The organism is Cellulomonas sp. ES6 (genome assembly GCF_030053835.1).
GTDB lineage: Bacteria > Actinomycetota > Actinomycetes > Actinomycetales > Cellulomonadaceae > Cellulomonas.
The window spans coordinates 1,518,392-1,540,733 of sequence record NZ_CP125655.1 but is presented as its reverse complement, the minus strand read 5'-3'; the positions used below and the strand labels follow the sequence as shown (position 1 = coordinate 1,540,733).

The window sequence follows — 22,342 nt, the reverse complement described above, 5'->3', positions numbered from 1 at the left end:
CCGCGTCCCCGACCGGAGCGCTCGGTCGCTGCGGTCAGGCCTCCGAGGCGGCGCCGCGGTCCACGAGCGTGAACACGCTGGCCGGGCTGGACGGGTCCGGCTCGATCGCGAGGCCGCCCTCCTGGTCCGCGACCACGACGCCCGCCTCCGACGAGATGTTCACCTGGTCCGGCTGGTCGAGCGTCCCGACCTGGATCTGCTGGTCGGCGGCCGCCGGGTCGCACATCGCCACCGTGACGACGCCGTCGCCCGGGATGCTCAGGCACGACGGCTCCGCGTCCGTCGTCGCGACGGTCCGCACCTGGAACGCCGAGCCGTTCGGCTCGAACACCCACGTGGTCGGCACCCCGCCGGCCTCCGCCGGGTCGGTCACCGTGGTGACGCCACCCTCGACCGTCGTGGTCACCCACTCGCCGCCGTACGTCTGGATGTCGACCTGGTGCGTGCCCGCGAGCAGGGGCGGCCGCGCGGTCTTGGCATCGGAGATCGACCCTGCGCCCGCGGCAGTCTACGAGCGAAACTGGGGTCTGCGTCCCGAGGGCGACGTCACGTTGCTCGCTGCTGACGCCGCCACTCGTGTGGAAGCGTGGCACGTTGATGTGGGCGACCGCTTCGACTTCGCCGTACCCTCCGCCCGAATCGAGGTCAAGACAACTCAGGCGGGTGTCAGAGTTCACGAGTTTGACCTAACCCAGCTTGAGCCGGTCGAGGGCGCCGTCTCTACGGTGGTCAGTATCGTTACCACTCCTACGCACGCCGGGGCTAGCGTGCTCGACCTGGTCAATGAGGTGCAGGAGCGGCTCGGAGCGCGGGCCAATCTGGCGGTGAAGTTGTGGCAGATCGTTGCGGCGACGGTCGGCGAGGACTGGATCGCGGACACGGCAGGTGCGCGGTGGGACCGCGACGAAGGTGCCGCATCCCTGAGAGTGATGCGGGCGGCGAGCATTCCGCGAGTGATGGAACCGCTGGACCAGGCCATCTTGAGTGTGCGGCTCCGAGTTCTGTGTGAGAACCTCCCTCTCTTGCCCAGGTCGATCTCTCTCGCACCCACTTGGTGAGTAGTCCGAGTCGGCGGAGTTGTCACTGAACTCGTTCGGTTGGTGCGCACGGAACTCCCAGGAGGTAGGCAGATGGCCCGGATCAGGTCCTTCGAGAAGTCGACGCAGGACGTCCGCCCTCACCGAACTGAGGTGGACTGTGAGCATCAAGTCCTCTACGACGGGCAAGTAAGGCTTCTTCATCTGTCAACGTTCGGATCGGACGACCGGATGAGCGGACACAAGTCGAGCCAGACACTTCAGCTGGATGAAGTCGCAGCCCGCGAACTGATGGATATCCTCACGGCTGCATTCCCGGGTATTCGTCGCTGGTAGGTCCGGCCCGCGCTCCCGGGTGCCTGGGCTACAACGGTGGTGGGTTCCGGATGCCCGCCGCTAGGACTTCGCTCGTGCGCGCGACTTCCGCCGCGTCCAGCGAGACGTTGGCGGGTGATCGTGGTTCAGCGCACTCGCGAGGAACGCGGCCTTGTGATGGACCCCCTGCCACGACGCGGGCTTCGCGCTGTTGCCCGACGCGGTGGGCGTCATCTCCGACCGCGCTGGAGAGTCAGCGCCGGGTCGCTGAGCCGCCGCCGGACGACCAAGTTGGTCCGGCGCGAGCCGATCCCGGCCGGCACTACGCCCGCCCTACGACCCGTCCCCCGTCACCACCGGCGCGAACCCGAGCGGCTGGAGCAGCACCCGGTTCGTGCGGGCGTTCCACGAGGTCGTCGCGGTGACCCACCCGTACTGCCCGTCGACGCGCCGGAGGTTGTCCGCGTCGATGTCCTGGTGCTTGTCGACCGTGAGTGTGCCCTGGGCGATCTTGTCGTCCGCGGAGCCGCTGTCGGCGTCCCACAGGTCGAACCGGATGGCGGCGAGGTCGAAGCCGGGGGCGTCGTGGGAGTTGAGCGGCACGTCCCGGCCGGGGCCGATGCTGAGGTACTCCCAGCGGTTGCGGAGGAAGTTGTGGCTCCGCCAGGAGTCGTCGAGGTCGGCGTGGGTGGTGCGGATGGTGCCGAAGAGGTCGCCGGGGTTCTCGCCGTCGATGTTGCGGATCGTCGTGTCGCGCAGCTCGATGTTGGTCCAGTACCGCTGGACGGTGTAGTTGATGACCGCCTTGCCGTAGGTGGTCTTGTTGCCGACGCCGGGGATCGGGTGTGTCTCGCCGCGGTCGGTGAGGACGTAGTAGCTGCCGTCGGGGGTGTCGGCGGGGATGTCGATGGTCCGCTTGACGATGAGGTCGTCGGGGGAGGCGTCCAGGTCGCGGTCCCAGAGCTCGATGTCGAGCGTCCCGCCGCGGAACAGCGACTGGCCGCCGGCGTCGAGCCGCACCTCCGGGTACTCGGCGTAGTGGATGCGCGCGTCGTTGCGCGCGATCTGGAGGGGTTTGCGCCCGGTGGTGCTGCGGTCGGTGATGCTGATGGTGCCGAACAGGTCGCCGGGGTACTCGCCGTCGATGTCGGTGACCTGGATGGAGCGGACGGAGACCATCACCATCGTCGGGCTGAGCCGGAGGGTGCCCTGGTTGGCGGACGGGCTGATGAGCGAGTTCATCGCGGCCGGCGCCGGGCTGACCTGCGTCTGACCGGCGGGACGGCCGAGGTCGTACAGCGTGCCCTGACCGTGGAAGAACGCGTCGATGCTGTCGGTGTCGTCGGCGGTGAGGACGGTGGCGCCGATGTCCTGCATCCACGGCAGGATCGTGCGCTGCTCGTTCTGCTCGGGGTCGTGGCCGGTGTCCGCGAGGCGCAGCTCCAGGGCGTAGCAGCAGCGCGAGTCGTTCTGGAAGTACGCCTCGCGCGGCGTGATCGGGGTGGCGCTGCCGACGACGCTCGGCAGGCTCCGGTCCCAGTCGACGGGGCCGGAGCGCCACATGACCCAGTCGGGGATCGGCACGAACTGCCCGAGCGGCTTGTTCGACGCGCGCACGAGGGCGGTCAGCCGCGCCATGGTGCCGGGGCGGGTGTTGGCCTCGTTGACGGTGAGCGGCGTGTAGTACTCGACGTCCCGGAACGGCTGCGGGAACGCGGTGCCGGTGCTGGATCCCTGCTGGTGCCGCGTCTCGTAGAAGCCGACGGAGTCCTTCATGGTGACCTCGACGCTGAGGACGCCGTCGGTGGTGGCGTTCGCCCTCGCCCAGGTGGACGTCGCGTAGTAGCTGGGCGTCTGGCCGGACGGGGTGCCGAGGTCGGCGCGCCGGTCGACCTCGTCGGCGATGACGCGGCTCACCATGACCTGCGTGAGCGGGGTGCGCGGCAGCCCGGCGATCGCGGCGGTCGCCTGCCGCCACGAGGCGAACGTCGGGTAGGCGCTGAGGCGGATCTTGAACACCACCCGGTCGAAGACCGCCGCCTGCGGGTGCCGCTGGTGGAACGCGAGCGTCTCCTGGACGGCCGGGAGGACGTCGGCGTTGTCCTTGACCTCGACGAACAGCAGCGACGGGCCGCCGTGCTCGACGGCGTCGGTGAGGAACTCGTCGAACGTGACGATGCTCCACTCGGACGGTTGGCGGTCGATCGTCACGAGGCGCTTCTGCCGGAGCTGCGCGAGTGTGAGGCTGGTGAGAGCGGCGTTCGGGCCGGTCGCGGTCTCCGGGACGTAGGTCGGCTCCATCATCTTGCCGACGTGGGTGTCGTGGAACATGACGAGCTTGCCGTCGGCGGTGTGCCGCAGGTCGGTCTCGACGCCGGGACGGCACCTGTCGTACGACCGCCGGAACGCGCCGAGGCTGTTCTCCGGGGTGGTGGCGTCGAAGTCGCCGCGGTGCCGGACGGTCGTGAACTGCTGCTGGCCCTTGAGGCCCTGGAGGCCGGCGAGCACCTGCGCGGCGGTCTTGGTGCACGCCGGGGCGGCGGACGGTGTGCCCGGCTCGATGGGCGGGCGACCGGGGCCGGCGGGCCGACCCGGATCAGAGGGCCGGCCCGGCTCGGCGGGTCGACCCGGTTCCGCGGGCCGGCCCGGCTCGCCGCTCGCCCCGCCCTCGGCGGGCGGCCCGGCCGGAGAGCCACCCGGCCCCGACCCGTCCGGCGCCACGGCCGCCGCCGTCGGTGCCGGACCGGGCGGTGGCGCGGCGGCGACGGTCAGGGGCAGCACGCACGCCGCCCCCACCAGGACGCCCAGCGCGCGCAGCATGGATCTCCTCATGACGGCTCCCTCGCTCGTCGCAGTGATCAGCGCGTCGGTGCCGCCGCGGGCCGCCCGGCACCGGGCCGCGCGTCCGGCGGGGGACCGACGCCCGCGACGCTAGGTGCGCACCGTCGGAGCCTCCGAGGGGAGTTCCCACGGATGACGACAGGTCGTCAGCCGGGGCGCGACCGGTGAGGTAGCGATCAGTCGTCGACGGCCACGCGACCGACCGAGCCGTGCTCCAGCAGCTCGCCGCGCAGCGACTCGTGCACCGGCTCCTCGGGTTCGCCCTGCATGAGCCGGGCGAGGTGCCCCACCACCTGGTCGGCGAGCTCCTCGACGGGCAGCCGGACGCTGGTGAGCCCGATGAGGTCCAGCCCGGGCAGCACGCCGTCGCAGCCGGTCACGGACAGGTCGTCGGGCACGGGCACGCCGCGCGCGCGGGCCTGCCGCAGCACCTCGAGAGCCCGCAGGTCGGTCGGGCACATCACGGCGGTCACCACGCCGTGGCGGGCCAGCTCGAGCACGCGCGCGACGCCGTCGGTGGTCTCGCGGACGGGTACGGGCACCGGCTCGGCGCCCGCGGCCTCCAGCAGGCCGGTGGCGCTCGACGCGCGCACCGACTCGGGCAGGGACACCTCGCGGTCGGGGGTGAGGACGGCGACGCGCCGGTGCCCCCGGGACAGGACGTGCTCGACGAGCAGCCGGGCGTGGTGCGCCTCGTCGTAGGCGACCGCGTGGATCTCGGGGTCGGACTCGGGGCGGCCGGCGCGGATCATCGGCACGGCGTCCCGGAACGGCAGCAGGTGCTCCGACGGGACGTCGCCGGTCGCGACGACCAGGCCGCTGACGCGCATCCCGAGCAGGCGGCGCAGGCCGGCGACCTGGCGCGACGGGCCGATGTCGCCGGTGGCGGTGACGGTGAGCACCTCGATGCCGCGGCGGTGCGCGGAGGCCTGGAGGCTGGCGTGCAGCAGACCGTAGGCGGGGTTGGAGGAGTCCCGGAGCAGCAGCCCGACGGTGCGCGTGCGGCCGGCGGCGAGCTCGCTCGCCATGACGTTGGGCACGTACCCCACGCGGTCGGCCATCTCGAGCACGCGCCGCCGGGTGGGGGCGGACACGCGGCCGGTGCCGTGCAGGGCGCGGGACACCGTCGCCCGGGAGACGCCGAGCCGCAGCGCCAGGTACTCCTCCGTGATCGGACGGCGCGGGGCCGGTCCGCCGGCGGGGTCGCTCACGTCGCCCATGCTAGGGGCGGCGTCCCTCCGACCCGCCCCGCCGACCCGCCCCGCCGACCCCGCACCGCGGCCGGCGTCAGGACGCCCGCGGCGCCGTCAGCGTCCACGTGCGCAGGTGCCGCCACTGCAGCGTCTCCCACCAGCGCCCCGTCCAGCCGGCGGACCGGAACTCGTACAGCGCGACCTGCCGCGCGGGGAACACCGCGGGCACGGCCGGGGCCGGGACGGCGCGGACGAACGCCTCGACGTCGTCCCCGAGGTGGGGCTGGGTGCGCATCTCGTGCGACGCGAGCGAGATGTGCGCCCGGAACCGCTCCGGGTCGAACGGCTGCACGAGGTAGGCGTCGAGGGCGTGGGCGAGCGGGGCGAGGGCGGCGTTGACGTCGACGGCCAGGTCGGCGAGCGCCTGGTTGCGGCGGCCGTCGGGCAGGCGGTCGACGTCGTAGGTGACGGCGGCGCCGTGCCGGACGATGCCGCTGTGGTGGACGTCGAAGCCGGCGCGGTCGCGGAGCACCACGTCCAGCGCGGCCTCGATGACGGGCGCCTCCGCGCGGATCGGCACCGAGCCGGCCAGCGTGGCGTGCGGCGGGAACCGGCCGGCGGACACGAAGCCGAACTGGCGCTCGACGGCGAGGGTCACGGTGGTGACGGCGGCGGACGTCACCGGGTCGGGGAGCAGGAACACGCCGTAGACGGGCTCGGTCATCGGGATCTCGCTTCGGGGTCGGTGCGGGGGAGCGGGTGGGGCGGGCGGGGTGGGGTGAGGTCGGCACCGCGGGCCCGGGCGACGCCCCGGGCCCGCGGTGGTCCAGAGGGCCGGCGTCAGCCGAGCCGGTCCAGGTAGCTCGCGATCGCGTCGTTGCCGCGCTGCTCCGCGTCCGCCCAGGTGGCGGCGACGTCCGCGCCGCCGACGACGGCCTCGATGGCGCTGCGCACGGCGTCGCGGGCCTCGTTCATCGCCCCGGTGTGGCAGCCGGCGCTCGGCACCGAGTCGGTGGTCCGGGCGAGCTGGTCGAGCGCGACCTGCTGGACGTCCGTGGTCTGCCCCTCGAGGGACGCGAGGGCCTCCTGCGAGGTCGGGAGGTACCCGGTCTCGAGGAAGATCCGCTCCTGCACCTCGGGCGAGGCCAGGTACTGCACGAACGTGGCCGACGCGGCGCGGCTCTCGTCGGTGCTGCCCTCGTCGACCAGCCACACGGAGTTGCCGCCGGGGACGGCCCCGCCGTCGGGGCTGCCGACCGGGAGCGGCCAGACGCCGAAGTCGAACGCGGCGGCCCGCTCGGCGTCCCCGAAGATCCGCGACGACTGCACCATGATCGCGGCCTCCTCGGCGGCGAACGCGGTGAGGGACGCGCTGCCGTCGGTGCCGGTGTTGAGCATGGAGCCGTCCTGGACGAGGCGCTGCAGGTGCTCCCAGAGGCCGACCTGCGCGTCGGTCGTGTACTGGAACGCGTCGGCCGGCTCGGCGCCGACGCCGTTCTCGGGCGTGCAGTACTCCAGGCCCTCGGACGCGGTGAACTGCTCGGACCACCACGGGTCGAGGAACATCGTGAGGCCCGCCGTCCCGGTCGCGTCGTGCACCGCGGTGGCCGTCTCGAACAGCTCGGTGATGCTGCCGGGCGCGTCGGCCGGGTCGACGCCCGCGGCCTCGAGCATCGCGGTGTTGTAGAGCACCACCGGCTGGGACACCATGATCGGCACCGACGTGAGCTCGCCGCCGAACGTGTAGTACGAGGCGAGCACCGGCACCAGGTCCTCGCCGTCGAACGTGGTCCCGTCCACGCCGGCGACCTCGCCGGGCGCGACGGTCAGGCCCGTGTCGTTCAGGTACGTCGAGAACGTGTCCCCGCCCTGGACCACGTCGGGCAGCGCGCCGGACTGCACCGAGTTGGTGAGCTTGGCCATCGAGTCGACGTAGCTGCCCTGGAACACCGCGTTGACGGTGATGTCGTCGTGCTCCTCGTTGAACTCGTCGACCAGGGCCGTGAGGGTGTCCGCCGGCACCCCGCTGACGGAGTACCAGAAGTCGATCGTCACCCCGTCGCCGTCCCCGCCGGACGTGCCGCCGGCGCTGTCGCCCGGGTCCTCGGCCGACCCGCACGCGGCGAGCACCAGCCCGCCCGCGGCGAGCAGCCCCGCCGCCCCCAGCGCCCTGCGTCCTCGGATTCTCTGCATGGTGGACATTCCTCTCCTCATTTGACCGAGCCCTGCGTGAGACCCTTGGCCAGGAATCGCTGGCCGAGGAGCACGAGGACGATGGTGGGAACGGCGGCGATGGTGACGCCCGCCAATGACGCACCGAGGTCGGTGCCGGATTCGTCGGTGAGGATCTTGATGCCGACCTGGACGGTGCGGGACGCCGGGGTCTCGGACACCACGAGCGGCCACAGGTACCCGTTCCAGGCGGCGATCGCGGCCATGAGCGTCACCGTGACGACGGTCGGCCGGCACAGCGGGACCAGGAACCCGAACAGGAACCGCATGGGGCCCGCGCCGTCCACGACGGCGGCCTCCTGGATCTCCTTCGGGAACGACAGGAACGTCTGCCGGAGCAGGAACACGTTGTACGCGGAGACCAGGAACGGCAGGAACACGGCGACGACCGTGTCGAACAGGCCGAGCGACCGGATGGTCAGGTAGTTCGCGACGAGGATGGTCTCGCCCGGGATCATCATGGTGAGCAGCACGAACCCGAACACGAGGTTCGGCCGGCGCAGGCGCCCGAACACCAGCGCGTAGGCCGCGAGCAGCGCGGTCAGCACCTGGGCGGCGGTCTGCGCGAGCGTGACGACGCCGGAGTTCACCATCTGCCGCAGCAGCGGCGCCCGGCCGAGCGCGGCCTGGAAGTTCTCGAGCGAGATGTCGGTCGGGAGCACGTCCCGGAACGTGCCGGTCAGCGCCTGCCCGGGGCGGAGCGCCGCGAACACCACGTACAGGACGGGCAGGGCGACGAGCAGTGCCGCGACCGCGAGGTAGGCGACCAGCGCGATGTGGGCGGCCCGGGCGCGCATCAGTAGTTCACCCGCCGCTCGAGCACGCCGAACTGCACGACGGTGAGCACGGCGATGACGACCAGCAGGACGATCCCGCGGGCGGACGCGGCGCCGTAGTCGGCCGTGCCGCCGAACGCCTCCGCCCAGATGTCGAAGACGAGCGTCTGGGTGGCGCGCGCCGGGCCGCCGCCGGTCACGACCTGGATGATCGTGAACTCCCGCATCGCCTGCACGGACTGCGTCACCACGATGAAGAACAGCGTCGGCGTGATGAGCGGCAGGGTGATGGAGCGGAGCATCCGGGCGCGGGAGGCGCCGTCCAGGGCCGCGGCCTCCTCGACCTCGACGCTGATGGCGTCCACCGCCGCGATGAGCAGCAGGGTCACGAAGCCGATCGAGATCCAGACGTCGACGACGACGATCGACACCATCGCCGTGGTCGGCTCGGTCAGCCAGCCCGCGGGACGGCCGGTGAGCGCGATCGCGATCTGGTCGAGCAGCCCGTACGTCGGGCTCATGAGCGCCCGGAACGCGAGGCCGGCGACGGCGGCGGACACGGCCATCGGGATGAGCACCGCCGCCCGCGAGAACGCCGTGCCGCGCAGCCGCCGGGACAGCGGGACGGCGAGCGCGAGCCCGACCAGCAGCTTGCCGACGACGGTCAGGACCACGAACACGGCCGTGACGAGCAGGGTGCGGCGGAAGTCCGGCGACCCGAGCATCGCGGTGTAGTTGTCGGCACCGACGAAGCCCGCGGGCCGGCCGAACAGGTCGGAGCTCTGGAACGAGAGCACCGCGGTGCGCAGCAGCGGCCAGTAGTTGAAGGCCAGCAGCGCCACCACGGTCGGCGCCAGCGCTGCGTAGGCCCAGGCGTGCGGCCGGCCGCGGGGCCGGCGCGGGAGCCGCTCCGGACCGCTGCGGGGGCGCGTCGCCACGACGTCGTGCATGGATCCTCCGGGGGTGTCCGGCCCGCGGCGACGCGGGCGCGACAAATGCTGTGTGGTCCACCCAGAACGGGTCGAGATGGACATCCCGTCATTCCGCACCATTGCTGCGTGACCGGATCGGCTTGGCTCGGACTGTACACTCATGAGTAGCATCCGACAACACCCGCTGGCGTTTGCGAGAGCGCGTACGCAAATCACGAGAGGAGCCGCCGTGCCCGAGGGGTCGGTCGTCCTGCTGGTCGCGGCGGGCGTGCTCGCGCTGGTGTACGGCTCCAACGCCGGCGCGACCATCGCCGCGACGAGCCTGCGCGTGCACGGCGGGCGCCCGTGGGCGGCGCTGCTCGTGCTCGGGTGCGCGATCGCCCTGGCGCCGCCGCTCCTGGGGACCGCCGTGGCGCGGACCGTGGCGCGGGAGCTCGTCCCGCCGGGCGGCGACCCCGCGACCGGGCGCGCGGTGTTCCTGGCCGCCGTGGTCGCCGCGCTCGTCGTCACCGGGGTGCTGAGCCGGTGGGGGCAGCCGACCAGCCTCACGCTCGCGCTCATCGCGGGCGTCGCGGGCGGCGGCCTCGGGGCGGGGGAGGCGATGGGCTGGGCGGCGATCGGCCGCGTGCTCGCGCTCGTCGCGGCCGCGCCGTTCGCCGGCCTCGCGCTCGCGGGCCTGGTGCACCGGCTGTCCGCGGCGTCCCGGGTCTCGCCGGCGGCCGTGCGGCGCTGGCACGTCGCGTCCTACGTCGTGCTGTGCCTCGCGTTCGGCGCCAACGACGCCCAGAAGCTGCTGGCGATCGTCGCCGTGGCGTCCGCGCCCGGAGCCGCGACCGTCGACGCGGTGGCCTGGCAGCTCGCGCTCTGCGCCGGGCTGTTCACCGCCGGCGCCGCCGTCGGGCTCGGCCGCATGGAGCGGACCGTCAACCGCGGCATCCTCGCGGTCCGCGGCCTCGACGCGGTCACCGCCCAGACGACGACCGCCGCCGTCATGCTCGCCAGCTCCGCCGTCGGCAGCCCGGTCGGCATGGCGCAGACGCTCTCCGGCTCCCTCGTGGGCGCCGGGCTCGCACGAGGGAGAGGAAGAGTCCGATGGGAGTACGCCGGAAGAGTCGCGCTGGCCTGGGTGCTGACGGTGCCCGCGAGCGTCCTGGTGGCGACGGGCGTCGCGTGGCTGACCGCCGGCCGCGGGGCCGGGTGAGGCGGCTGGTCCGCGGCATCTCGGGCGCCGCCCGGGACGACCTGGTCGACGGCCTCGCCGGCCAGCTCCGGGCGACCGAGGACGCCGTGACGATCGCGCTGCGGCTCACCCGCGGCACGCTCGGCGTCGCCGACGCGCGGGCGGCCGTCGCGGCGGTCGAGCACGAGGGCGACGCCTGGCGGGCGCACGTCGTCGAGTCGCTGACGCGCGCGCTCACCAGCTACCTCGACCGTGAGGACCTGTTCACCTACTCGCGGGCCGTCGACGACGTGCTGGACAACCTGCGCGACTACGTCCGCGAGGTCGACCTGTACGGGGTCGCCCCCGGCGCGGACGGCGTGCCCGTGCTCGAGCAGATCCGCGACGGCGTGCGCGCGCTCGCCCGTGCCACGGCGTGCCTGCGCGACGACGTCGGTCGGGTGGCGGTCGCGGCGCTCGCGGCCAAGAAGACCCCGGTGCGCGCGCACTACCAGACGGCCATGTCCCGCCTGCTGGCCGAGCCGCTCGACGACTCCACGCTCCGCCGCCGCGAGGTGCTGCGGCGGCTCGACATCGTGGGGATCCGGCTGTCGGAGGCGGCGGACCACCTGGCGACCGCGGCGATCAAGCGCGGGACGTGAGGGGGCGAGGGCTGCGCGACCGGAGGTCGGCGCCGGGCGCGGAGTCCCGAGGTGCCCGCGGCGGGTCGGGCAGCAACCGGTCGGCGATGGTCCCCGGCCGCACCGTCGGGAGCATCGGTATGGTCGCCCGGACCCCAGGCGCGGGGCGGTGGTCGGTGGACGGAGTGGTGTGAAGTCGCTGCTGGCGGGCGGGACGCTGTGGCCGGTGATCGCGGCCCCGGTGCTCCTCATCGGTCTCGTGCTCCTGCTCGGCGGCGAGCCCCACGGCGTCGTGGCCGGGGTCGCGCTGATCCTGGGCTGGCTCCTCACGTGGCCGTTCGGCGCCGCGGTGCACCGGTGGCGGCTCGACCCGGCACCGGGTCGCCAGCTGGTCGCGGCAGGGTGGGCTCTCGCGGTGCTGCTCGTGACGCTGGGCGGCCTCGGATGGGGGATGTGGCTCGATCCCGGCGTCTGAGTCCGCGCGCCGTGCACGGCGCTCGGCCAGGGTCCGCGACCGGTCGGCCTCCGGCGGCGTCTACGGTCGTGCTCGTGCCCTTCCTCCTCGACGACCTGCGCGCCGACGTCGCCCGGCGGTACGACCGCCTGGGCCTGCCGTCGTGGCCGGACCCGCACGCCGACGTCCACGGCCCCGCGGACGACGAGTACGGCCGCGTGACGGACCCGGAGCGGCTCCGCATCGTGCACGCGCGCGCGACAGCGTGGGTGGACGTGCTCGTGTCCCGCCTGGGTGCGCGCACCGAGCCGGTCGGCCCGCAGGACCGCACGGCGCTGCCGGGGGAGGACCGAGGGCTCGCGGTCGTGCCGCCGCGCGACGGCGCGATGCGTCTGCTGCTGCTCGAGCGGGAGGGCGACGCCGACACCCCGGGGCTTCCGGCTCCGCTGGCGGTCGCGGTGGTCCGCCCGGACGTCGTCGTCGAGAGGGTGCCGGTGTGCGCGTGCGACGCCTGCGACCCCGGGTCGGAGGCGCTGCTGGACGAGGTCGACCAGGCGATCGGCCACGTGGTGGCGGGCGAGACGGTCGTGCTGCGGCACCCGCGGTGGAGCGCGACGTGGCAGCCGGGCGGCGCCGAGCTCACCGGCGGGGGCCGGCGGATGCGGTTCGACCGGGCGATGGAGCTGTGCCGGCGGGTGCACGCGGGGGAGAGGGTGCGGCTACCGTGGCGCACCGAGGCGTTCGCCGGAGCGCCGTGGGGGGAACCGGGATGAGCGGCGGCGGTGCCCGGGTCCGGGTCCCGGGGTTCTCCTCGGGGTCGGGCCGCGTCTGGGCCGCGGGCACGGCGGTCGCGGCACTCGCCGTGGTGGTCGTCCTGGCGGTCACCCAGCCGGAGAACCGGGTCCACGCGGTCACGGCCGTCCCGGCCCTCGCCCTGTTCTTCGTGGTGCTGCTGTGGCAGTCGACGTGGCTGGACCCCGGCGCCGGCACGCTGCTGCGCGTCCGCTGCCGGGTGTGGCGCCGCGAGGTCCGGCTGGAGCCGGGCACCTCGGTCGCGCTGCTCCCGAACGGTGGCGGCACGCTGCTGCTGCGGGCGAAGCCGGCGCGGGGCCGGGCGCTGCTCCTGCCCCTGGTCGCACGCACCGACCACGTGGAGCAGTCGCAGCCGCCGTCGCTGCTGCGCGCGCTCGCGGACACCGTCGTCGCGCACCGCGCGGGCGGGGCGCGTCCGGTCGCGCAGGCGCTGCGGGCGCAGGCCGACCATCTGGACGCCGGGGGGACCGTGGCCGCCTCGCCGCTCGCGGCCCTCATCACGTCGGGCGTGGTCACGGCCGCGAAGGCGGGCGGCGCCGGTGCGGTGGGCGGTCACCTCGGCGGCTGAGCGCCGCCCGCCAGGGCCCCCGCGGCGCCGTCCTGTAGACTGACCGGACTCGATCCGCGGGGACGAGAGACCTCCCCGCCGCGGCAGGGCCTGACCCGTCGCCCGCACGAAGCCGGCGACCACCCTTGACCCGCCCCCCGACCACCTCCGCAGCCGCCGACGGCGCGCGGAGTGAGAGCAGTCACCATCACCACGTTCACCACCGTTCGTCCCGACCGTCCCACCCTCGTCCGCCCCGCCCGCCGCCCTGCGGCCGACGCGGCGCCGACGCCCCCCGCCGCCCTCGACTGGCGGCAGGCCGACGACGACCTCTGGGTCGCGACCCGCGCCGGCGAGTACGCCGGCACGGTGGCGCGCGAGGCCGACGGCCACCACGTCCACGACCACCACTCGCGCGCCCTGGGCGTCGCCCCGTCGTGGCAGGGCGCCGTCGCCCTGCTCGCGGGCGTCCGCCCCCCGGCCGCCGCCGTGCAGCGCACGCTCCACGGCCACCACTGTCCGTGCCCCTCGGGGCGCGGCTCGAGGCGTCGCAGTCGCGTCGCCTCGCTTCGAAGGAGAGAAGACATCATGACCCACGGGACCGTGAAGTGGTTCAACGCCGAGAAGGGCTTCGGGTTCATCGCCCCGTCCGACGGCGGTCCGGACGTGTTCGCGCACTTCAGCGCGATCGCCGAGACCGGCGGCTACCGCTCGCTCGACGAGAACCAGCAGGTCGAGTTCGACGTCACCCAGGGCCCCAAGGGCCCGCAGGCGTCGAACATCCGGCCGCTCGCGTGACCGGCGTCCCGGCTGCCGGGCCTCGCCCGGCGGCCGGGACCACCCGCCGTCACCCCGCGGGGTGACGGCCCGGCGCCGAGGCGGTCAGACCGCCCGGTACCGCCGGACGATCGGGCAGTCGAACGGGTCCCGCGCGGCCAGCCCGACGCGGTTGAGGTACTGCACGACGATCGCGTACGACCGCAGCAGGGACGTCTCCGTGTAGGGGACGCCGTGGCGGGAGCAGTGCTCCCGCACCAGCAGGCGGGCCCGCGCGAGGTGCGGCCGCGGCATGCTGGGGAACAGGTGGTGCTCCACCTGGTAGTTGAGCCCGCCCATGAGGGCGCTCATGAACCGCCCGCCCGTGATGTTCCGGGACGTGAGGACCTGCTTGGACAGGAAGTCCAGCCGGCTGCCCTCCGGGATGATCGCCATGCCCTTGTGGTTCGGGGCGAACGACGCGCCCATGTAGACGCCGAAGACGGCGAGCTGCACGCCGAGGAACGCGAAGGCCAGCCCCACGGGCAGCAGCCACAGCACCAGCGCGACGTACGCGGCGAGCCGCGCGGCGATCATCGCGAGCTCCAGGGTCCGCGAGCGGCTGCGCTCGGCGGTGAGCAGCGAGCGGATCGACGTGACGTGCAGGTTCAGTCCCTCGAGCGTCAGCAGCGGGAAGAACGCCCAGCCCTGCACGCGCGCCAGCGCCGCCTTCACCCGTCCCAGCCCGACCGCGTCCTGCTCCAGGAACACGATGGTGTCCGGGGCGATGTCCGGGTCCTTGCCGACGCGGTTCGGGTTGGCGTGGTGCCGCGAGTGCTTCGACATCCACCACGAGTGGCTGATGCCGACCACGCCGTTGGCGAGCACGCGCCCGAGCCGGTCGTTCGCCGGGCCGGACGCCAGCACCTGGCGGTGGGACGCCTCGTGCGCGACGAACGCGAACTGCGTCAGCACGATGCCGAGGGCACCGGCGACGATCAGCTGGAACCAGGAGTGGCCGAGCAGCACCGACCCGGCGACGAGCGCGGCGAGGGCGACCCCGAGGCCGACCAGCAGCCCCACGTAGTAGCCGGTCGTGCGCGTCAGCAGCCCGGCCTCCCGGACCTGCTGCGAGAGCTCCTGGTAGGAGCCCGTGACGGCGCTCTGGGCGGCCGAGGTGCGCGTGGTGACGGGAGGGGATGCGGGCACGGGGTCTCCGAACGGTGGGGGTCGGTCGGCTTCCCAGCCGCGGCGTGAGCGAGGCGCTCGATCGTTCGGATCACCCCACGGTACCCCGGGACCTGCCGGAGGCGCCGGAGCGCCCACGCCTCGGTCGTCCCGGACGTGTCCCGGATCACCCGCGGGGACCGGGTGAATCGCTGCGGCCCGCGCTCCAGGCCGGGGGCCCGGGGCCGATGATCAAGGCATGTTCCGCGCATCCCCGCACCGGTCCGGCGCAGCGGCCGACGCCGCGCCGCGGCTGCGCTGGGCGGTGCGTGCCCTCGCGGTCCTGACGCTCGTCGCCGTGGCCGCCGCGGTCGCCGCGCCGCCGGAGGTCGGCGTGGCCGCGGGGGCGGTGACGGCCGCCGTGGCGGCGGTCGCGCTGCGCGCCCGGGTCCGGCAGCTCACGGGAACGGACGCCCAGGTGTGGCGCTGGGCGGCCCGGTCCGCCGCCGTGGTCGCCGTCGGGCTCGTCGTCGAGCTGGCCGTGCGGGCGCTGCCCGGTGACCTCGACGGCGTGGGCCTGACGGCCGGGGCGGTCCTCGCGTCGGCGGTCGCGTACCAGGGCCTGGTGCGCTGGAACCGGCTCCGCACCGCGGTCTCCGACCCGGGGGACTGGCTGAACGCGATCGGCTCGACGCTGTGCGCGCTGGCCCTCGGGCTGTGGGTGGTGCGCCAGCTCCCGGACGGCGCGGCCGCCGCGGTGCCGGTCGTCGCGCTCGTCGGCCACCTGGTGCGGCTCGCGGTCATGACGGTGATGCTCGGCACGGCGCTGACGGTGTCCGCCATCGCGGACCTGCGCCGGGACGCCCGGGCGCTGACGCTGGTCGGCGTGATCGCCGGGCTGGCGCTGATCGAGATCGGCGGTCTGCTCCGGGCGCTGCGGCTCGGCGAGGACGCCCCGGGCGTGGGCCCCGGCGTGGTGCTCGCGTGGACGGGCTTCGCCGTGGCGCTGGCGGTGGCGTCGATGCTGCCGCGCGCCCGCAGCGCCCGCCGGTACGCGTCGTCGCGGGCGACGACGACGGGCTCGATCGTCGTCATCGTCGCCGGGGTCGTGCTGCTGCTGCTCGACGTGTTCACGGCCGGCGCGGACCGGTCGGTGGCGCTGCTGGCGGCGCTCGGGGTGTTCGCGGCGAGCGGCCGGGTGTTCCACCTCGTCGGCGAGCTGTCGCAGCTCGCCACGTCGCGCATCGAGGCGCGGACGGACCCGCTGACGGGCGTCGCGAACCGCCGCGCCCTGATCGAGGCGGTCGCGGACGCGTCCGACGGCGAGGGCGGCGCCGCGCTGCTCATCGTCGACCTCGACAAGTTCAAGGACGTCAACGACCGCTTCGGCCACGCCGTCGGGGACGCGGTGCTCGTGGCGGTCGCCGCCCGGCTCGACGAGGCCGTGGCCGGCCGCGGGCTGCTGGCGCGGCTGGGCGGCGACGAGTTCGCGGTGGTGCTGCCGGGCTCCGACGCGCCGGCGGCGGTGCGGGTCGCGCAGCGCCTCGCGGCCACCGTCGCCGAGCCCGTCGACGTCGCCGACCGCACGATCCACGTCGCGTCCAGCATCGGCGTGGCCTGCACCGCGCTGGAGGGCCGCGCCCAGGGCGAGCTGCTGCGCCGGGCCGACGCCGCGATGTACCTGGCGAAGCGCGCGGGCGGGGGCATCCGGGTGTTCGACCACGAGGCCGACATCCGGGCCCGGGCCGAGCGGGAGCTGCTCGAGGACCTGCGCGCGATGCTCACGACCACCGGGGGCGAGCACGGGCGGCTGGTGCTGCACTACCAGCCGCAGGTGGACGTGGCGACGGGCCGGCCGGTCGGCGTCGAGGCCCTGGTGCGCTGGGACCATCCGACCCACGGCGTGCTGCCGCCCGTCGCGTTCCTGGACCTGGCCGAGGCGCACGGCGTGATGCAGCTCGTCACGTGGCAGGTGCTGAGCCAGGCGACCGCCCAGGCGGTGCGCTGGCGGGACGAGGGCCTGGACCTGCGGGTCGCGGTCAACCTGTCGACGTCCTGCCTCGAGGAGCCGCAGCTGCTCGGCGTGATCGACCAGGCGCTCGTCTCGGCGGGCCTGCCGTCCGACCGGCTGGTCGTCGAGATCACCGAGACCAGCCTCATGCGCGACCCGCAGCTCGCGATCCGGGTCACGCAGCGGATCGCCGCGCAGGGCATCGGCGTCAGCATCGACGACTACGGCACCGGCTACTCCTCGCTGGCCTACCTCAACGACCTGCCGGCGGAGGAGCTGAAGATCGACCGCTCGTTCACCGCGCGGCTGACGGCCGACCCGCGCACCCGCGCGATCGTCGCGGGCACGGTGCAGCTCGGGCACCACCTGGGGCTCCACGTGGTCGCGGAGGGCGTCGAGGACGCCGAGACGCTGGCGGTGCTGCGCCGGCTCGGCTGCGACCGGTCGCAGGGGTACTTCCACAGCCGCCCGCTGCCCGCGGCGGAGCTCACGGCCACGCTGCGGCGCATGGCGGACGGGGCGCACGCCCGCGCCTGAGAGCGGGCGGAGGTCCCGGCCGGGGGCCGGTGCCGATCAGCGCCGGCGTGAGCGGCGGGCGCCGAGCGGCCCGCCGAAGACGATCGAGATCCCCAGCACGAATCCGACGTCGTACCAGTTGCCGTTGTTGTGCACCTCGTAGGGCGTCACCGTGTCGGTGAACAGCGACACGATCCAGGTGACCGGCAGGATGACGCCGTGCCACAGGCCCAGCCAGAACCCGGCCGGTGCCTCGGAGCCGGGCGGCGGCGTGCCGACCTCCGGGTTGACGCCGGCCGCGCAGGCCGCGAGCAGCAGCAGGGTGGCCGCCGCGAGGCCGGCGACGGCGAGGGTGCGGGTGCGGGCGCGGGGCTCCATGCGCGTCATCGTGGCACCGGGCCCGGCGGCGGGACCAGGGCCCTTCGGGGGGTCGAGCGGGGTCGCGGGGCGCCGCCGTGCGGTGACGTCCGGCCCTCGCCGCTCAGGCCCGGGCGTCCCCGTCGGCTCCGTCGGGCCCGCCCGTGCTCTCCCGCGCGAGCACGGTGTGCGGGGCGGTGACCTCGACGGCGGGCGTGTCCGGGTCGCCGATGCGGGCGGTGATGCGGGCGACGGCCTCGCGCGCGATGAACGGCGTGTCCAGGGACACCGTGCTCAGCGTGGGCCGGGAGTAGCGGCCCTCCTCGATGTCGTCGACGCCGATGACGGCGACGTCCTCGGGGACGCGCAGGCCGGCGTCGAACACCGCGCGCATCGCGCCGGTGGCGAGCAGGTCGGAGTAGCAGAAGATCGCGTCGGGTCGGTCCGGCAGCCGGAGCAGGGCCTCCGTGGCGCGGTAGCCGTCGGCGCGGCGGTAGTGCGCGGCGGGCCGCATCAGCTCGGGCTCGACGGGCAGGCCGGCGTCCCGGAGCGCGCGCTCGTACCCGGTGGTCCGCTGCTGGGGCGTGGCGTAGGACTCCTCGGGCTGGGCGCCGATGGCGGCGACGCGCGTCCGGCCCCGGGCGAGCAGGTGGGCGACGGCGTCCCGGGCGGCCTGCACGTTGTCGATGGCGACGTGGTCGTACCGGCCGTCGAACTCGTGCTCGCCGAGCAGCACCAGCGGCATGGTCGTCGCGGGCTGCATCTCGAGCAGCTCGGCGCGGGTGACGAGCGGGCTGAACAGCACCCCGTCGAACAGCATGGTGCGGTCGGCCCCGGTGAGCAGCTCGCGCTCGCGCTCGTGGTCGTGCCCGGTCTGGTCGACCATCACGCGGTACCCGTGCCGGGCGGCGGCGTTGATGATCTCGCGGGCCAGCTCGGCGAAGTAGGGCAGGTCGATCTCGGGGACGACGAGCGCGAGGACGCCCGTGCGGCCGGTCCGCAGGGTGCGCGCGACGGGGTTCGGCCGGTAGTCGAGCTCCTCGATGGCGGTGAGCACGCGGCGGCGCATCTTCTCGCTGACGTGCGCGTAGCCGCTGACCACGTTGGACACCGTGCGCACGGAGACCTGCGCGTGCTCGGCGACGTCCCGCAGTGTCGCGGCCATGGCACCCCCTCGTCGGTCGAGCCCCAGCATAGGGGCTTGCCATCGTGTGCAAAGCCGCGCTAGTTTGCACACGTTGGCAAAGAGGTGCGGAGCCGCCGCACCCCTGCTCGCACGAGGGAGTGCCGATGCACCCGACCCACCGCCGTCCGCGGACCGCCCCCGCGGCCCGGACGCGCCCCCGCCCGTTCGCGATCGCCGCGGGCCTGCTCGCCGCCACCACCGTCCTCGCCGCCTGCGGGCCGTCCATCTCGGGCGGGTCCGACGACGGGGCCGGCGGGTCCGGCACCACGTCCGCCGACCCGGACCGCCTCCAGGCGCCGACCGGCAGCCCCAGCGGCGAGATCACCATCTGGGACCGCTCCGGCGACCTGTTCGAGGTCTTCGACGCCGTCATCGACGACTTCAACGAGGTCTACCCGGACGTCGTGGTCCACCACGAGGCCGTCGACATCGACGCCAAGCTGCAGAACACGGTCATCACCGAGACGGACGTCCCCGACGGGGTGTTCCTCGACGACGCCAAGGTCGCCGGGTACGCGGACTACCTGTGGGACCTCAGCGACGTCCTGGCGCCGTACGTCGACGACATCGCGCCGCAGAAGGTCGACGTGAACTCGCTCGACGGCGGCATCTACGGCGTGCCGTTCGACCTCGACCCCGGCCTGCTGTTCTACAACGCGACCGCGCTCGAGGCCGCCGGGGTCGACGCCACGCAGATCGAGACCTACGACGACCTGCTCGACGCCGCGCGGCAGTACCAGCAGGCGGTGCCGGACGCGCAGCCGATCCACCTGGAGCAGAGCGCGTTCCTCGGGCAGCTCCAGCTCGAGATGTACGCGAGCCAGCTCGGCACGTCGATCGCGGACGAGGACGGCGAGCTGCGGCTCGACTCCGACGCCTACCGGCAGATCCTCGGGTGGCTCGACACCGTGCAGTCCGAGGGGCTGGGCACGCGCGCCGAGTACCTGTCCCCGAGCGACGTCGGCCCGCTCGAGGACGGCCGCCAGGTGTTCTACCCGTGGGCCATCTGGTTCTCGTTCGCCCCGGAGCAGCAGCTCACGCAGACCACCGGCGACTGGCGCGCCATGCCGTTGCCGGCCTGGGAGGAGGGCGGCGCCCGGTCCGGCGCGATGGGCGGCTCGTCGTTCGTCCTGCCGAAGGCGGGGGAGAACGCCGACCTCGCGTGGCTGTTCTACGAGTTCCTCATGTTCGACGAGGCCGGCTACTCCGCCGTGTGGGGACCGAACGACACCTACCCGAACGGGCTGGCCACGTCGATCCCCGCGTACCTGCCGGCCGCCGACCCGTCCGCGCCGCTGTTCGGCCCGGTGGCGGGCCTGGGCGACCAGGACCTGTGGACCACGGCCGTCGAGGCCGGCGCGCAGATCCCCGGCGGAGCCCCGACGCCGTCGTGGTGGGCGGGCGCCGTCGACTACCTCGGCACGGACGTGCAGCGGATGCTCGACGGCGAGCTCACGCCCGACCAGGTGATCGAGCAGGCGACCGCCGACATCCAGAGCAACCTCGTGGACCGGCAGTGACCGCTGCCGCCGTCGCGACGACCCGGGGCAGGCGCCGCCCGCACCTGCCCCGGGCCGTGGCCCCCTACGTCTTCGTCCTGCCGTTCGTCGCGCTCTTCGTCGCCTTCAGCGTCTACCCGATGGTGTTCACGCTGCGGCTGTCGTTCACGAGCTGGCGCGGCTCCGGCGCCGCCGAGTGGGTGGGCCTGGGCAACTACACCTACCTGCTCGGCAACGACGCGTTCTGGTCGTCGCTCGGCAACTCCGCGGTGCTGTGGCTGCTGATCGTCCCGGTGCAGATGGTGCTGGCGCTGGTCGTCGCGGTGCTCCTGGACAACGCCAAGGTGCGGATGCGCGGGTTCTACCGGATCGCGTTCCTCGTGCCGTTCGTGACGCCGCTGGTCGCGGTCGCGCAGATCTGGGTCGTGGTGTTCGACCGGGACTACGGCGCCGTCAACGGGCTGCTGAACCTCGTCGGGCTGCCGGACGTCGGCTGGCTGACCACGACGGCCTGGGCCAAGCCGACGCTCGCCCTGCTGTTCCTGTGGAAGACCACCGGGTTCATCGTGATCATCCTGCTGTCCGGGCTGCAGTCCATCGACCGCAGCGTCTACGAGGCGGCGTCCATCGACGGCGCCTCGCCGCGCAGGCAGCTGTGGAGCATCACGGTCCCGCTGGTGCGCCGCACGCTGATGTTCTCGGTGGTGCTGCAGACGCTCGCGGTGTTCCAGATGTTCGCCGAGCCGTACGTCGTCACCGACGGCGGGCCGTACGGGTCCACCACCACGGCCGGCCTGCACCTGTACGACCACATCACCCGCGCCGACCTCGGCACGGGCGCGGCCAACTCGTTCCTGCTCGTGATCGTCGTCATGGCGCTGTCGCTGCTGTTCGTGCGGCTGCTCCGGTCGGAGGACTGATGACCGCCCCCGTCTCCGCGCACACCGCGCCGGCCGCCGCCCTGCCGCGCCGCGCCGCAGCCGCCGGCGCATCCCCCCGTCACGACGGCGGGCGTCGTGCCCGCCGGGAGCTCGCCGGCACCCTCGGGTCGCAGGCGTTCCTGCTGGTGCTCGCGCTCGCGTTCCTCGCGCCCGTCGTCTGGGCGCTGGTCTCGGCGTTCAAGCCGGCCACGCAGATCATCAGCGACCCGCTCGGCGTCGACCCGTCGGCGTTCACGGTCGAGAACTTCCGGCGCATGTTCACGGACGTGCCGATCGGCCGGGGGTTCCTCAACACGGCCGTCGTGCTGGTGGTGAAGGGCTCGATCACGCTGTTCTGCGCGCCGCTCGCCGCCTACGCGTTCGCGAAGTACACGTTCCGCGGCCGGGACCTGCTGTTCGGCACCGTGCTCATCACGCTCATGCTGCCGACCATCGTCCTCATCATCCCGCTGCTGCTGGAGATGAAGGAGCTCGGCTGGGTCAACACGTACCAGGCGCTGATCCTGCCGGGCGCGGTCGACGCGTTCGCCATCTTCTGGATGCGCCAGGTGATCGCCGCCGTCCCGGACGAGCTGCTGGACGCCGCGCGCGTCGACGGGGCCACCGAGTTCGGCATCTTCTGGCGCATCGTGCTGCCGGTCATCCGGCCGGCGCTCGCGGGCCTGGCGGTGCTCACCGTCATGAACATCTACAACGACTTCGTCTGGCCGGTCGTCGCCGCGTCGTCCTCCCGGATGGCCACGCTCCAGGTGGTGCTCTCGACGCTCGCGCAGAACATCACCGGCAACCGCATCGGCGCCGACTACGCCACCGTCACCGGCGAGCTGCTGGCCGCCGCGTCGATCGCGCTCGTCCCGCTCCTGCTGATCTTCATCGCCCTCCAGCGGCACTTCATCAACGGCATCCTCGCCGGAAGCGTCAAGGGCTGACCCCGCTCTCCTTCGCCGACCCTGTCGAAAGGCCCCACCC

General features: G+C 73.9%; 21 protein-coding genes. 11 read left to right on the top strand and 10 right to left on the bottom strand.

Annotated features, from left to right (window positions below):
- Positions 1-34: 34 nt before the first annotated feature.
- A complete protein-coding gene (locus P9841_RS07250; RefSeq protein WP_283321391.1) occupies positions 35-406 on the bottom strand; it encodes a hypothetical protein in 372 nt (123 codons plus the stop codon).
- On the opposite strand from P9841_RS07250, the gene P9841_RS07245 reads away from it, so the two are divergent.
- Complete coding sequence (locus P9841_RS07245; protein WP_283321390.1) at positions 399-1,058, top strand: PD-(D/E)XK motif protein; 660 nt, start codon at positions 399-401, stop codon at positions 1,056-1,058. The genes P9841_RS07250 and P9841_RS07245 overlap by 8 nt on opposite strands.
- A gap of 627 nt (positions 1,059-1,685) precedes the next feature.
- Here P9841_RS07245 and P9841_RS07240 read toward each other — a convergent pair.
- From P9841_RS07240 to P9841_RS07215, 6 genes are all read right to left on the bottom strand, one after another.
- Positions 1,686-4,184 carry a glycerophosphodiester phosphodiesterase family protein gene (locus P9841_RS07240; RefSeq protein ID WP_283321389.1) on the bottom strand — a complete coding sequence of 833 codons (2,499 nt, stop codon included), beginning with the start codon at positions 4,182-4,184 and terminating at the stop codon, positions 1,686-1,688.
- 185 nt (positions 4,185-4,369) lie between these two features.
- Positions 4,370-5,404: a LacI family DNA-binding transcriptional regulator gene (locus P9841_RS07235; protein WP_283321388.1), complete on the bottom strand. Its 1,035-nt coding sequence runs from the start codon at positions 5,402-5,404 to the stop codon at positions 4,370-4,372.
- Positions 5,405-5,480: 76 nt separating this feature from the next.
- Entirely contained in the window at positions 5,481-6,110 is a 630-nt protein-coding gene (locus P9841_RS07230) for a heme utilization protein (RefSeq protein WP_283321387.1), read from the bottom strand.
- Between the two features lie 116 nt (positions 6,111-6,226).
- Positions 6,227-7,588 (bottom strand): extracellular solute-binding protein, encoded by a 1,362-nt coding sequence (locus P9841_RS07225; protein WP_283321385.1) that lies wholly within the window; start codon positions 7,586-7,588, stop codon positions 6,227-6,229.
- 8 nt (positions 7,589-7,596) lie between these two features.
- A complete protein-coding gene (locus P9841_RS07220; protein ID WP_283321384.1) occupies positions 7,597-8,415 on the bottom strand; it encodes a carbohydrate ABC transporter permease in 819 nt (272 codons plus the stop codon).
- Positions 8,415-9,344: a carbohydrate ABC transporter permease gene (locus tag P9841_RS07215; protein ID WP_283321383.1), complete on the bottom strand. Its 930-nt coding sequence runs from the start codon at positions 9,342-9,344 to the stop codon at positions 8,415-8,417. Before P9841_RS07215 ends, P9841_RS07220 begins: the two co-directional genes overlap by 1 nt.
- Before the next feature lie 211 nt (positions 9,345-9,555).
- On the opposite strand from P9841_RS07215, the gene P9841_RS07210 reads away from it, so the two are divergent.
- The 6 genes from P9841_RS07210 (at position 9,556) to P9841_RS07185 (ending at position 13,738) form a co-directional block, all read left to right on the top strand.
- Complete coding sequence (locus tag P9841_RS07210) at positions 9,556-10,527, top strand: inorganic phosphate transporter (protein WP_283321382.1); 972 nt, start codon at positions 9,556-9,558, stop codon at positions 10,525-10,527.
- Entirely contained in the window at positions 10,524-11,147 is a 624-nt protein-coding gene (locus tag P9841_RS07205; RefSeq protein WP_222171465.1) for a DUF47 family protein, read from the top strand. Before P9841_RS07210 ends, P9841_RS07205 begins: the two co-directional genes overlap by 4 nt.
- Before the next feature lie 169 nt (positions 11,148-11,316).
- A complete protein-coding gene (locus P9841_RS07200) occupies positions 11,317-11,601 on the top strand; it encodes a hypothetical protein (RefSeq protein ID WP_283321381.1) in 285 nt (94 codons plus the stop codon).
- A gap of 74 nt (positions 11,602-11,675) precedes the next feature.
- Positions 11,676-12,353, top strand: a complete 678-nt coding sequence (locus P9841_RS07195) for a DUF6226 family protein (RefSeq protein WP_283321380.1) — start codon at positions 11,676-11,678, stop codon at positions 12,351-12,353.
- Complete coding sequence (locus P9841_RS07190; RefSeq protein ID WP_283321379.1) at positions 12,350-12,961, top strand: hypothetical protein; 612 nt, start codon at positions 12,350-12,352, stop codon at positions 12,959-12,961. The genes P9841_RS07195 and P9841_RS07190 overlap by 4 nt, the downstream gene beginning before the upstream one ends.
- A gap of 567 nt (positions 12,962-13,528) precedes the next feature.
- Positions 13,529-13,738, top strand: a complete 210-nt coding sequence (locus tag P9841_RS07185; RefSeq protein ID WP_283321889.1) for a cold-shock protein — start codon at positions 13,529-13,531, stop codon at positions 13,736-13,738.
- 84 nt (positions 13,739-13,822) lie between these two features.
- Here the strand turns inward: P9841_RS07185 and P9841_RS07180 are convergent, their stop codons facing one another.
- Entirely contained in the window at positions 13,823-14,905 is a 1,083-nt protein-coding gene (locus tag P9841_RS07180) for a fatty acid desaturase family protein (RefSeq protein ID WP_283321377.1), read from the bottom strand.
- Between the two features lie 217 nt (positions 14,906-15,122).
- Between P9841_RS07180 and P9841_RS07175 the strand changes: the two genes are divergently transcribed.
- Positions 15,123-17,411: a putative bifunctional diguanylate cyclase/phosphodiesterase gene (locus tag P9841_RS07175; RefSeq protein ID WP_283321376.1), complete on the top strand. Its 2,289-nt coding sequence runs from the start codon at positions 15,123-15,125 to the stop codon at positions 17,409-17,411.
- A gap of 36 nt (positions 17,412-17,447) precedes the next feature.
- Here P9841_RS07175 and P9841_RS07170 read toward each other — a convergent pair whose 3' ends face one another.
- Positions 17,448-17,768: a hypothetical protein gene (locus P9841_RS07170; protein ID WP_283321375.1), complete on the bottom strand. Its 321-nt coding sequence runs from the start codon at positions 17,766-17,768 to the stop codon at positions 17,448-17,450.
- A 103-nt stretch (positions 17,769-17,871) separates the two neighbouring features.
- A complete protein-coding gene (locus tag P9841_RS07165; protein WP_283321374.1) occupies positions 17,872-18,912 on the bottom strand; it encodes a LacI family DNA-binding transcriptional regulator in 1,041 nt (346 codons plus the stop codon).
- Between the two features lie 125 nt (positions 18,913-19,037).
- Between P9841_RS07165 and P9841_RS07160 the strand changes: the two genes are divergently transcribed.
- From P9841_RS07160 to P9841_RS07150, 3 genes are read left to right on the top strand one after another with little or no spacing between them, the layout of a single operon-like run.
- Positions 19,038-20,453 (top strand): ABC transporter substrate-binding protein, encoded by a 1,416-nt coding sequence (locus P9841_RS07160; RefSeq protein WP_283321373.1) that lies wholly within the window; start codon positions 19,038-19,040, stop codon positions 20,451-20,453.
- Entirely contained in the window at positions 20,450-21,352 is a 903-nt protein-coding gene (locus P9841_RS07155) for a carbohydrate ABC transporter permease (RefSeq protein ID WP_283321371.1), read from the top strand. Before P9841_RS07160 ends, P9841_RS07155 begins: the two co-directional genes overlap by 4 nt.
- Complete coding sequence (locus P9841_RS07150; protein WP_283321369.1) at positions 21,352-22,302, top strand: carbohydrate ABC transporter permease; 951 nt, start codon at positions 21,352-21,354, stop codon at positions 22,300-22,302. Before P9841_RS07155 ends, P9841_RS07150 begins: the two co-directional genes overlap by 1 nt.
- The last annotated feature ends 40 nt before the right edge of the window (positions 22,303-22,342 follow it).

What these genes read in the sequence shown, in the direction of transcription:
- P9841_RS07230 (WP_283321387.1), bottom strand. Translation starts at nt 6,110, where the DNA reads ATGACCGAGCCCGTCTACGGCGTGTTCCTGCTCCCCGACCCGGTGACG.
- P9841_RS07240 (WP_283321389.1), bottom strand. Translation starts at nt 4,184, where the DNA reads ATGAGGAGATCCATGCTGCGCGCGCTGGGCGTCCTGGTGGGGGCGGCG.
- P9841_RS07185 (WP_283321889.1), top strand. Translation starts at nt 13,529, where the DNA reads ATGACCCACGGGACCGTGAAGTGGTTCAACGCCGAGAAGGGCTTCGGG.
- P9841_RS07175 (WP_283321376.1), top strand. Translation starts at nt 15,123, where the DNA reads ATGTTCCGCGCATCCCCGCACCGGTCCGGCGCAGCGGCCGACGCCGCG.
- P9841_RS07220 (WP_283321384.1), bottom strand. Translation starts at nt 8,415, where the DNA reads ATGCGCGCCCGGGCCGCCCACATCGCGCTGGTCGCCTACCTCGCGGTC.
- P9841_RS07190 (WP_283321379.1), top strand. Translation starts at nt 12,350, where the DNA reads ATGAGCGGCGGCGGTGCCCGGGTCCGGGTCCCGGGGTTCTCCTCGGGG.
- P9841_RS07160 (WP_283321373.1), top strand. Translation starts at nt 19,038, where the DNA reads ATGCACCCGACCCACCGCCGTCCGCGGACCGCCCCCGCGGCCCGGACG.
- P9841_RS07215 (WP_283321383.1), bottom strand. Translation starts at nt 9,344, where the DNA reads ATGCACGACGTCGTGGCGACGCGCCCCCGCAGCGGTCCGGAGCGGCTC.
- P9841_RS07150 (WP_283321369.1), top strand. Translation starts at nt 21,352, where the DNA reads ATGACCGCCCCCGTCTCCGCGCACACCGCGCCGGCCGCCGCCCTGCCG.
- P9841_RS07170 (WP_283321375.1), bottom strand. Translation starts at nt 17,768, where the DNA reads ATGGAGCCCCGCGCCCGCACCCGCACCCTCGCCGTCGCCGGCCTCGCG.
- P9841_RS07225 (WP_283321385.1), bottom strand. Translation starts at nt 7,588, where the DNA reads ATGTCCACCATGCAGAGAATCCGAGGACGCAGGGCGCTGGGGGCGGCG.
- P9841_RS07165 (WP_283321374.1), bottom strand. Translation starts at nt 18,912, where the DNA reads ATGGCCGCGACACTGCGGGACGTCGCCGAGCACGCGCAGGTCTCCGTG.